The 13,070-nt window shown below is 35.7% G+C and carries 5 protein-coding genes; all 5 read left to right on the top strand.

Annotated features, from left to right (window positions below; all coding sequences use genetic code 11):
• Positions 1–70: 70 nt before the first annotated feature.
• A complete protein-coding gene (rnc, locus tag N7659_RS04970; RefSeq protein ID WP_263276109.1) occupies positions 71–766 on the top strand; it encodes a ribonuclease III in 696 nt (231 codons plus the stop codon).
• Positions 767–4,306 carry a chromosome segregation protein SMC gene (gene smc / locus N7659_RS04965; protein WP_263276108.1) on the top strand — a complete coding sequence of 1,180 codons (3,540 nt, stop codon included), beginning with the start codon at positions 767–769 and terminating at the stop codon, positions 4,304–4,306.
• 300 nt (positions 4,307–4,606) lie between these two features.
• Entirely contained in the window at positions 4,607–5,650 is a 1,044-nt protein-coding gene (gene pheS / locus N7659_RS04960; protein WP_263276107.1) for a phenylalanine--tRNA ligase subunit alpha, read from the top strand.
• Positions 5,651–5,718: 68 nt separating this feature from the next.
• Positions 5,719–8,121: a phenylalanine--tRNA ligase subunit beta gene (gene pheT / locus N7659_RS04955; protein ID WP_263276106.1), complete on the top strand. Its 2,403-nt coding sequence runs from the start codon at positions 5,719–5,721 to the stop codon at positions 8,119–8,121.
• 157 nt (positions 8,122–8,278) lie between these two features.
• On the top strand, positions 8,279–13,070 hold a 4,792-nt coding region (locus N7659_RS04950), incomplete at its 3' end, for a GEVED domain-containing protein (protein ID WP_263276105.1).

Genomic DNA, 13,070 nt, shown 5'->3' with positions numbered 1-13,070 from the left:
CAACTCAGAATAGTTATTCTGAGTTTTTTTTGTTATAATAATAACAAGAATTAAGCTGAAAGGAGAGAAAATGAGAGGATTAGATAAAAAATTAAAGAATGATTTTGGAATTGTTTTTCACAACAAAAAAATATTAAAGACAGCCTTCACTCATACTAGTTATGCTAACGAACATCGCCTCCTAAAGATTTCACATAATGAGCGTTTGGAATTTTTAGGAGACGCCGTTCTTCAAATGATTATTTCCCATTATCTGTTTAGAAAATACCCTAAAAAAGCAGAAGGTGACCTTTCAAAAATGCGATCTATGATTGTTCGTGAAGAAAGTTTAGCAGGCTTTTCTAGATTTTGTGAATTTGATAAATATATTAGACTAGGTAAGGGCGAAGAAAAGTCTGGGGGTCGTAATCGTGACACTATTTTAGGTGATTTATTTGAAGCCTTTTTAGGTGCTTTATTACTTGATTCTGGTGTTGAAGCTGTAGAAGCCTTTCTTGATCAGGTGATGATTCCCTTAGTAGAAGAAGGAAAATTTGAACGTGTTTTAGATTATAAGACAAATTTTCAAGAATTACTCCAATCTCAAGGAGATGTTTTAATTGATTACCAGGTCGTTAAAGAATCTGGTCCAGCTCATGCAAAAACCTTTGAAGTCGTTGTTTTAGTTGATAATAAAGAGGTTAGCTCTGGTGTTGGGAAATCTAAAAAACTAGCAGAACAAGAAGCAGCAAAAAATGCTCTTGAAGCTTTTAAAAAGAGGTCATAAATGTACTTAAAGCAAATTGAAATGTATGGTTTTAAGTCTTTTGCAGATAAAACAAAAATTGATTTTAATCAAGGGATTACGGCAGTTGTTGGTCCAAATGGTTCAGGAAAAAGTAATATCACAGAAAGTTTAAGATGGGCTTTGGGGGAATCGAGTGCTAAAAATCTTCGTGGTGGTAAAATGCCCGATGTTATTTTTGCAGGTACTGAAAGTCGTAAAGCACTTAATTATGCTCAAGTAACCGTAACACTAGATAATAGCGATGGTTTTATTGCAAATGCTAATAAAGAAATAAAAGTAGAACGTCATGTCTATCGTAATGGTGACAGTGATTATTTAATTGATGGTAAAAAAGTTCGTTTGAAAGATATTCATAGCTTGTTTATGGATACTGGACTTGGAAGAGACTCTTTCTCGATTATTTCCCAAGGTCGTGTTGAATCGATTTTTAACAGTAAGCCAGAAGAAAGACGAGCTATTTTTGAAGAGGTTGCTGGTGTTTTAAAATATAAAACCAAGAAAAAAGAAACCGAAACAAAACTCAATCAAACACAAAATAATTTAGATCGATTAGATGATATTATTTATGAATTAGATAATCAAATTAAACCCTTGTTAAAACAAGCAAAAGCCGCTAAAGAATATCTGTCATTAGAGGATAAAAGAAAAGCTCTATATCTTGATATTTTGGTAGCTGATATCATTACTTATAAAGAAAATTTATCAGACAAAAATGCTAAGTTAAAAGAAGTTTCTGACAATTTAAAACACTTTTATGCTAAAAAGGATGCTTTAGAAAAAGAAAACCAATCTTTAAAATTAAAACGTCATCAATTATCTGAACAAAAAGATAAGCTTCAAAATGATTTGATAGAATTGACTCGACTGATCAGTGAGCTTGATAGAAAAATTGCAATTATCACATTAGAGTCAAATCAAAAAGAGGAAAAACAAGCTCTTACAAAAGAAACATTAGACAAAATTAACCAAGAGCAAGTGCAATTAAAACAGGCATTACAAACTAAAAAAGAGCATTTGATATCTTTAGAAGAAAAAAGCCATCAGGTTAAACAAAAGATCACTACTCTTGAAAAAGAATTGGAGCGCTTTTCAACGCATCCTGATGATATTATTGAACGTTTTCGAGAAGATTTTGTGGCTTTAATGCATCAAGAAGCAGATTTTTCTAATCAACTGACTTCTATTTCTGTTGCTATTGACAATCAAGAGGAATCTTTGAAAGATAAGGCAAAAGAAAAAGAGCAACTAACAATTGAATTAGAAGCCTTAAAAACTGAACTTCAAAATGCGCAAAAAGCTCATGACGATGCTAAACAAGAAGTTGAAAAACTTTTAAAAGAGTATCACTCACAAGTTTCTGACTTAGCGACGTTAGAGCATTTGTATCAAAAAAGTCAAACAGATTTATTTGATCGATTAGATCAACTAAAAGGTAAAGAAGCGCGCAAAAATAGTTTAGAGGCTATTGTTAAAAATCATAGCCAGTTTTATAGTGGGGTCAAGTTCGTTCTTCAGCATGCCAATGAGATAAAAAATATTATTGGTGCTGTTAGTGAGAAAATTTCCTTTGATAAAAAATATCAAACCGCTATTGAAATTGCTCTTGGTGCTAGTAGTCAACACATTATTGTTGCTGATGAAAAGGCGGCCAAACGCTCCATTGACTTTCTTAAAAAATCACGTCAAGGACGTGCTACATTTTTACCACTAACGACAATTAAACAAAGACAGTTATCGTCTCATTATCAAAAACAATTGGAAAAAGCAACAGGCTACCTTGGTCTTGCCAGTGAGTTAGTGTCATTTGATTCAAGCCTAGCAACTATTTTTAATTACTTGCTTGGAACGACTGTTATTTTTGAGGATACCAATCAAGCCAATGAAGCTGCCCGGTTGGTGAATTATCAGGTGCGTATAGTCACTCTTGATGGGACAGAAATTCGTCCAGGAGGCTCTTTTTCAGGTGGTGCAAATCGTCAAAATAATACCTTATTCATTAAACCTGAACTAGAAAGTCTAACTGGTGATATTAACCAATTAAAAGCAAAAGTATTGACTGATGAAAAGCGTGTAGAAACGTTGAAAAAAGAGACAAGCATGCTTTCTGAAAGTATTGAGCAAACAAAGAGTGATGGTGAAAAAGCACGATTAGAAGAACAAAAACTATCAATTGAGTTGTCACGTTTAACAAAACAGTTAGCTGATAAAGAAACACTCTTTCAACATCTTGAAAATAATCAAAAAAATACTAGCCTTGATGCGTTAACACAAGAAAAAGCAGCTATTACAACTAAGATAGAGAAAATAGCTAAGGAAAAATTATCTGTTACTAGCGAAATCGAAAAAATCAAGAAAGATAAAGATAGTATTATTGAAAAAGTTGACTCATTAAACGAATCCCTGTCTAAAGAGCGTTTAATTGAGCGTGATTTGTTGAATGAATTGAAATTTGAAGAAGCTAACTTGATGAGAATAAAAGGGGAACTCAGTCAGTTAGAGATTGATTTTGAAAAAAATAAGGATCTTTTAAATCAACACCTTAATGCTATTAATGAAGATCAATTACCGACTCTTAACATTCAGCTAGATAAGGCAAAAAAAGAAAAAGAAGACTACCAGTCGCAATCAGTTCGTTTACAATATGAGTGGGATGATTGTGAAGGGGCTTTAGATGATATTTCAGAACAAATTCAAAAAATGAGTCAACAAAATGAGGGACTGATTAGAACACAAACACAGTTAGAGTCACAAATTGAACAGATTAGTGGCAAACTACACCAATTTGCAACACTGTTATCAGAAGATTATCAGTTGAGTTTCACAAAAGCTCAAGAAAAAGCAAAAGAAATTGAAAATATGCTTGAAGCAAAAGAGCAGTTAAAACAATACCTTAATGCTATTAAAAAACTAGGACCAGTGAATTTAGATGCTGTTGAGCAATATGATGAGGTGAAAGAAAGATTAGATTTCTTAAATGAACAAAAATCTGACTTAACCAGTGCCAAGGAATTGTTGCTATCAACCATTCATGATATGGATGATGAAGTAAAAGGAAGATTTAAAACAACTTTTGAAGCTGTTAGAGAAAGTTTCAAGCAAACCTTTAAGCAAATGTTTGGCGGTGGTACAGCAGATTTACAGTTGACAGAAGGTGACTTACTAACATCTGGTGTTGAAATATCTGTTCAACCTCCTGGTAAAAAAATTCAATCACTCAACTTAATGAGTGGTGGTGAAAAGGCTCTTTCTGCCTTAGCTCTCTTATTTGCGATTATCCGTGTGAAGACAATTCCCTTTGTTATCCTAGATGAGGTTGAAGCTGCACTCGATGAGGCTAATGTTAAACGCTTTGGAGACTATTTGAATCGCTTTGATAAATCCAGTCAATTTATTGTCGTTACCCACAGAAAAGGGACAATGGCTGCTGCTGATAGCATTTATGGTGTGACTATGCAAGAATCAGGCGTTTCAAAAATAGTCTCAGTCAAATTAAAAGATGCCGAACAATTGGTTCAGTAAATAATGTATTGATTTTGTATCTCTTATTTTTTGTTAGGTAACATCTTGCTAACTGATAGGAAATTTGTTACAATAACGGTAATTGAATACTTATCTGTGAGACTAGTAACTAAAGGAAAGCTTAACAGGGAATGTGGACCGTGACTGGAAGTTCACAAAGTGTTAATTTAGCGAATTCACTCAATAGGACAGATAGTCAAATTAAGATCTAGTCTAACTAGATGAAAACGGATGGTACCGCGTGTCAACGCTCCGAATAATTGGAGCATTGGCACTTTTTTTGATTAAGAAAGGATTATAATGACACTACAAGAAGAATTACAATCATTAAAAACTGAGACTCTAGAAACCATTGACACAATGTCCTTGGATGGAGCTAAAGAACTTCAAGATCTCCGAGTTTCTGTTCTTGGGAAAAAAGGTAAGCTCACTGAAATTTTAAAAGGTTTAAAAGATTTATCTAATGAGATGCGTCCCATTATTGGTAAAGAAGCTAATGAGGTTAGAGACGCTCTAACCAAGGCTTTTGAAGAAAAAGCAGTAGCTATCTCAAATGAGAAAATAGCAAAACAGCTAGAGTCAGAGAAAATAGATGTGACACTTCCTGGAAAACAGCTTAAACATGGGAATCGTCATATTTTAACTCAAATCAATGAAGAAATTGAAGATATCTTCTTAGGGATGGGATTTCAAGTTGTTGATGGTTTTGAAGTGGAGACAGACTATTATAATTTTGAAAGAATGAATCTACCAAAAAACCACCCGGCTCGTGATATGCAAGACACTTTTTATATTACTGAAGAAGTCTTATTAAGAACGCATACGAGTCCTGTTCAAGCAAGAACCCTGGACAAGCACGACTTTTCTAAGGGTGCTCTCAAGATGATTTCACCAGGTCGTGTCTTTAGACGTGATACAGATGATGCCACACATAGTCACCAATTTCATCAAATTGAAGGTTTAGTTGTAGGTGAGAATATCTCAATGAGTGATTTAAAAGGAACTCTTCAAGTGATTAGTCAAAAAATGTTTGGAGATGACCGAAAAATTCGTTTACGTCCATCATACTTTCCTTTCACAGAACCATCAGTTGAAGTCGATGTTTCTTGTTTCAAGTGTGGGGGAACTGGTTGTAACGTTTGCAAATACACTGGCTGGATTGAAATTTTAGGTGCAGGAATGGTGCACCCAAATGTTCTGGAAATGAGTGGTGTTGATGCTCAAAAATATTCAGGCTTTGCCTTTGGACTAGGTCAAGAACGTATTGCGATGTTACGTTATGGTATTAACGATATCAGAGGTTTCTATCAAGGTGACGAACGTTTTAATGAGCAATTCAACTAAGAACACCATCTTTATAACCTTGTATTCATCTCAATGAAACAGTAAGATATAAAAGTGAAAGGAAAAATATGTTAGTTAGTTATAAATGGTTAAAAAAATTAGTTGCTATTGATGTGCCAAGTTCAGAATTAGCAGAAAAAATGTCAACTACAGGAATCGAAGTAGAAGGTGTTTCACGCTTAGATAAAGGTCTGTCTAAATTAATCGTTGGTCAAATTGTTGAAAAAGAAAAAATTCCAGAAACACACTTGACCGTCTGCCAAGTTGATATTGGTGAAGAAGAACCAATACAAGTCGTTTGTGGTGGCAAGGTAGTTGATTTAGAAATGAAAACGATTGTTGCCATTCCAGGTGCAAGAATTGTTGGTAATCGTAAAATTAAAAAAGGAAAAATTAGAGGAGTAGAATCCTACGGTATGCTTTGTTCCTTGAGTGAAATTGGTGTCCCCGATGCTGTTATTCCTAAAGACTACCAAGATAATATTTACCGTCTTCCCGATGATGCACTTGTTGGTGATTCAATTTTTAAATACCTTGATCTTGACGATGAGATTATCGAATTAGCCATCACACCAAACAGAGCTGATGCTTTATCAATGAGAGGAGTAGCACACGAAGTTGCTGCCATCTATGATAAACCTGTTCAATTTGAAGAAAAAACGTTTGTAGAAACAGATAAAAAAGTTTCAGATTTACTATCTGTACAAGTTGCCAATCAAGAAATTTCTTTTTATGCTGCGCGTGTGGTTGAAAATGTCGTGATTAAACCAAGCCCACAGTGGCTACAAAATATTTTAATGAATCAAGGCATTAGACCAATTAACAATGTGGTTGATGTCACTAATTTTGTATTACTTTATTTCGGTCAACCAATGCACGCTTTTGATTATGATAAGTTTGAAGAAAAAGCTATTGTCGCAAGACTTGCCAAAGAAAACGAGAAAATCATCACTTTAGATGAAGAAGAAAGAAGCTTAACGTCAGAGGATATGGTGATTACTGTTGCCGATAAACCTGTTGCTCTTGCTGGGGTTATGGGAGGTCAATCAACTGAGATTGATGACAATACTCAGACAGTTGTCCTTGAAGCTGCTGTTTTTGATGGGCAACATGTTAGAAAAACAAGTAGTCGTCTAAACCTTAGATCGGAATCATCATCACGTTTTGAAAAAGGGATCAATCGAGCTACAGTCCTTGAAGCGCTTGATTATGCTGCTGCCATGCTATCAGAATTGGCAGATGGTGCTGTTTTATCTGGTATTGTCTCTTCTGGAGAATTACACTTAGAGGATAAAGTGGTCTCTTCCAATCTTGATTATGTCAATACTCGTCTTGGGACTGAACTTGTCTATGCTGATATTGAAAAAATAATGGCTCAATTAGGATTTGGTCTAAGTGGTAATGCTACTGAGTTCTCTGTTTCAGTACCGCCACGTCGTTGGGATATTTCTATTGAAGCTGACCTTGTTGAAGAAATTGCTCGAATCTATGGTTACGATAAGTTGCCAATAACTCTACCAAGTACAGGAGGAACGGTTGGTGAGTTAACCAAAACTCAAAAATTACGTCGAAAAGTAAGAAATATTATAGAAGCACAAGGCTTATCAGAAGTGATTTCTTATGCTTTAACAACACCAGAAAAAGCTGTTGCCTTTACTCAAAATCCACAAGAATTAACGGAATTGATGTGGCCAATGACGAGTGATCGCTCTACTCTAAGACAAAACATGATAGCAGGAATGCTTGATATTGTTGCCTATAATAAGGCTCGTAATCTTAAAAATATTGCTATTTATGAAATTGGTAAAATTTTTGAACCAAAAACAGAGCAGACAGCACCACTACCTAATGAAACCAGCAAATTAGCTTTTGCTGTGACTGGTTTAGTAACAGATAACGATTTCCAAACCAAAGCAACACCGGTTGATTTCTTTTATGCCAAAGGTATCTTAGAAACCTTATTTAATCAGTTAAATATCTCTGTTAGTTATCAAGCGACAACGATTGAAAATATGCATCCAGGAAGAACAGCTCTAATCTTGAAAGATGATGTTGTTCTTGGTTTTGTTGGGCAAATTCATCCTCAAATGGCTAAAGATTATGATCTTTCAGAAACTTATGTTGCAGAAATTGATTTGCAAAAAGTAGAAGACCTATGGCAATCTCAAATCATCTTTAAAGAGATTACTAAATACCCAGCTGTTTCAAGAGATTTAGCTGTACTTGTTAATATTAATGTGACACATGATGACATTATTTCTGTTATTAAAAAAGCTAAAGTTAAGAATCTCAAAGATATTAAATTATTTGATATCTATAGTGGTACTAATATTGAAGCTGACAAGAAATCAATGGCTTACAGTTTCACTTTCCAAAAAGAAACGGATAGTTTAACTGACGAAGAAGTGACTAATTATATTGAGAAAATTATCACAGCTCTTGCTATAGAGTTAGATGCAGAAATTAGATAAAAGAGAGGATAAAATCCTCTCTTTTTTGTTTATAAATATTTTTATAAAAACAATTTTTTGGAAGCACTAAAAACATCGAATACATTGACAAATGTAGTAATAAAGCCTATACTAAAAGGTAAACACAACTTTTTGTCTGATAAAAAAAGGAGATGACATGTTAAAAAGAAAAAATAATTTGGAGAGTAAACAGCGTTTTACCATTAAGAAATTTAAAATAGGTGCGGCCTCTGTTTTAATTGGGACCGTTTTTGCTGTCTTTGCTGGAACCGTACAAGCAGATGATACGATAGCATCAACAGATACTATTTTAGCAGAAACAACTAATGAAAATGAAATTGCTAGCTTACTTATTGAATCTGAGGGAAGTAATGATGTTGTGAGTGAAACAGCTCTTTCTGAAACCTTTTCAGAAACTGTTCCTGATCAAGTTGAAGAAACAATAGCAACTGTCAATAGTTCAAGTGATTCAAATCCGATTGCAACAGAAAATGATACAGTTGATTTAACTGTGTCAGAGGAAATGACAAAAAGTGATGACGATATTAATGCTGATTCAGAGGATTTAGTTTTATCTGAAAGTAAGGATAAAACCTCTGAAGAAAATAAAGAAATAATAGCATCTGATATTTCAAATGAAACGGAAAAATCAACGAATGCTTTAGACGACACATCAGAAGATATTGAAGATTTTTCAGAAATTGTAGAGACTGATAAATCTACGGCTTTTGTTGCGCCTAAAACCGATAATTTAGATAAAACAGAACTAAATACTAGTAAACTATCTGATAACGCTTCTGAAGACAGTAATTCTTATTCTGATAAACCAACTGATGATTCAAAGGACAATGCACTACCTCGTCCTTCAAATGAAGGGCAGCAAATTCCTTCAGGAACAGGTTTTAGGAATGGTAACAATGATACTCCAAGAGAAAAAAATCTCGATTTAGTTAAATTAAGCAAACAAATTGTTTGGGTTGATTTCACTGATGATAATGATTTAACCAATGTTAAAGTTTTAAATAATGGAACAAAGGCTCTTCAAATAGGAACGGTATTCCAAAAAGAAATTTCTCCAGGGTTTACCGTTAGAGCAGAGGTTATAGAATTAAAACCTTTTGAGGCAACTGATTTTTATAAAGAACGTACTGGTGGAGATCCAAACAAAGGATACAATCCTAACGCTGTTAACAGATACCGTAGTGATAAAAGTGGTTGGTGGAGTGGAAGACCAACCGACATTATTTTAAAACGACAAGACCCAGTTTGGTCTCATGTCAGATTGTCAGGTTTGAGCACAGAAGATCGTCTGACCAATTTTGGTGTTGAACAAGGCGGGTTTAATGTCGGAATGCGCTTAAAAGTTACAGCTATTTATAAAAACCAAGAAGTACCGGTTACTATTTTAATGGCTGATGGTGAAGAAGCTAAGGCACATGAAACCAATATCTTTACAACGAATGGTTCAAACTGGGAAGAAATTGCTACTATTAAGCAAAATGAAAGTAATCTCAGATATACAGTTAACTCAGCCTCAGACTTAGCAAGCATTGCAAACGCAGGCTTTAAACCAGAATATTGGGCAAACCCAGATCAGACAACAGGTGGATTAGGATCAAAAGTTTTTGGTGGCGTTAGAACCAGTAAGGATCAATATAGTGTTCCTGTTGTTGCAACATCGGGAGCGACAGAAGTTGGTATCTACATGAATACCATTGGTGGTCAAACTGCTCAAATGGGTTTTTTACTAACTGATATTGGTGATGCTCCCGGCTCTTATGGTTCTGCTGCTCATGCTATTAGAGACATAAATGGAGACCCAGCACCATTTCTTGGAACCGTGAAACCAGATTATGATATTGATCAATCAGATTCAACAGGATCTGGTAGTGAGTGGTTTAGAGATGATAACAATGATGATGCTGACGAGGGAGATATACAATTATCAGCAAATGGACAACCATTTGTTATCCATCAAGCAGAAAATCATGAGTACACTCTTTCAATAAAGGCAAATAGAAATGGTAATGCTAGGGCTTTTGTCAAAGGCTGGATTGATTTTAACAATAATGGTCAATTTGATGATAACGAATCTTCTGCAATGACTGAAGTGACTTCTGATGGTCCTGTTAATCTTGTTTTTCAAAATGCTCCTCAAATTATAAATACCTCAATTGCTGCTCTAGGGGCTCGTGTCAGAATTGCTCTCAAATCAGAAGAGATTGAATATCCAGTAGATTTAGCCACTTCTGGTGAAGTAGAAGATTTTCTTATTAAAACTATCCACCCACCAAAGGGTGAATTAAAAGAAACATCTGCTAATCAAGGTGAACAACAAAGTGCGAAAATTAATTTCACAGCTTTTGGTAAATTAAAAACTGATTTTAATACGGATAATACAATTGATACAGCTATTGCTATAAAAATTGTAAAACCTGATGGTACTTTAGTAGACAGTTATACAAAACAAGGAGAAGGAACCTATACTGTTACTTCTGATGGCACAGTCACATTCACTCCTGTTGCAAGTTTTGTAGGCAAAGCTGATGGTGTTGTTTTAAGAGCAACTGACAAAAATGGACAAACAACTGGTTGGACTTCAAACACAACATTGAATGGTTTGGAAAATATTAACCAAAATATTAATGGCTTCACAACTATGGATGGTGTTTATATACCAACAGTTATAGCTGTTATACCATCATCTAGGTCCTCTGAAACTACTGGAATTCAAGGACAACAACAAACATCACCAATTATTTTGACGATTGATGAAAATGATGCTAATCCTGGACAAACAATTAATTTTATTCCAGGTGCAGACACACCTAAGGCACAAATTGAAATTTCTTCAATCACTTTATTAGATGCTTCCGGTCAAGTTTCTGATCAACCTGTTGATGTTATAAATGCAACAGGTAAAAAAATAGGAACATATACTTTAGATAAAGTAGCAAATGCTGTTATATTTACCCCAGAAAAAGATTTTATAGGAACAGCTCCAAGCATTTCTATACGAGCTAATGACAAAAATGGTAGAGTAGTGACAGCCACTTATACGCCAACAGTTACCGCAGTTGTTCCAACGGGCGCGGACGTTACTTCAACTGGTCTTCAAGGTCAAGTTCAAACAGGTCAGCCAATCTTTACACCAGGTAATGATCTTGTTCCAATGGATAATACAGTTCCAGCCACTTTTGATGATGGTGAAACCACTAAGGCAGTAGATGGTGTTGGTACTTATGAAGTCTCAGCAGATGGTACTGTCACTTTCACCCCAGTTCCTACTTACACAGGCACAGCAGAAGGTGTGACAGTTAAACGTGTTGATAAGAACGGTACAAGTGTGACCGCTAAGTATACCCCAACAGTTACAGCTGTGACACCAACAGCACATTCATCAGAAACAACAGGTCTTCAAGGGCAAGAACAAAGTTCAATTATTGTTTTTGAGAATGATGAAAATGCTTCAAATAATGGAAATACACTTAACTTTATGCCAGGTGCCAATATTCCTGAGGGTGTTATTACAATTGACAATATTAGATTGAAAAACACGAGTGATCAATACACTGATCAACCTGTCGAAGTGTTCACTTCAGCAGGTAAAAAGGTTGGTACTTATAGCATAGATAAGGCTAATAATAGAATTGTCTTCACGCCAGAAAAAGACTTTGTTGGTGTTGCACCAGCTATTACCGTTCAAGCTAGTGATAAGAATGGTACGACAGTTGAAGCGACTTACACCCCAACAGTTACCGCAGTTGTTCCAACGGGTACAGACGTTACCTCAACTGGTCTTCAAGGTCAAGTCCAAACAGGTCAGCCAATCTTTACACCAGGTGACTTATCTGTTCCAATGGATAACTCAAGAGTAGCGACTTTTGATGATGGTGAAACGACCAAGACGGTTGCTGGTGTAGGAACTTACGAAGTCTCAGCAGATGGTATTGTCACTTTCACTCCGGTTTCAACTTACATAGGAACAACAGAAGGTGTAACAGTTAAACGTTATGATGAGAATGGTACAGCAGTGACTGCTAAGTATACTCCAACAGTTACCGCAGTTGTGCCAAAAGGTACTGATGTGACTTCTACTGGTAAACAGGGTGAAATCCAAACAGGTCAACCAGTCTTCACACCAGGTGATCCGTCTGTTCCAATGGATAGTACGAAAAGAGCTACGTTTGACGATGGTGAAACGACTAAGACGGTTACTGGTGTAGGAACTTATGAAGTTGCCTTTGATGGTACAGTGACCTTTACGCCCGTTTCAAGCTTTACAGGTACAGCAGAAGCTGTAACGGTTAAACGCGTTGACAAGAACGGTACAGCAGCGACTGCTAAGTACACACCTACAGTAGAAAAAGTTACTCCAACCTCTCATTCATCAGAAACAACAGGTCTTCAAGGTCAAGAGCAAAAATCTACTATTGTTTTTGTAGATGATGAAAATGCTTCAAATAGTGGAAATACGCTTAACTTTATACCAGGCGCAGATACACCAAAAGCACAAATTGATTCTGTTTCTATTACATTATTAGATGCAACAGGACAGACTACAGAACAACCTGTAGAAGTATTCACTTCCAATGGTAAGAAGATTGGTACTTATAGTTTAGATAAGACTAATAATAGAATTGTCTTCACGCCAGAGAAAGACTTTGTTGGTGTAGCCCCAGCCATCACTGTTCAAGCTAGTGATAAGAACGGTACGACAGTGACAGCCACTTATACCCCAACAGTAGAAAAAGTGACTCCAACGGGAGTAGACACTACATCAACAGGTAAACAGGGTCAAGTCCAAAGTGGTCAACCAACCTTCACGGCAGGTGACCCACTTGTACCGATGGATGATAATGTTGCAGCCACCTTTGACGATGGTAGCACAACTAAGACTATTGACGGTGAGGGTACCTACACTGTTGCACAAGACGGTACTGTCACTT

The sequence above is a fragment of the Streptococcus sp. CSL10205-OR2 genome (genome assembly GCF_025660655.1).
Taxonomy (GTDB): Bacteria; Bacillota; Bacilli; order Lactobacillales; family Streptococcaceae; genus Streptococcus.
This window is presented reverse-complemented; position numbering and strand designations above follow the sequence as displayed.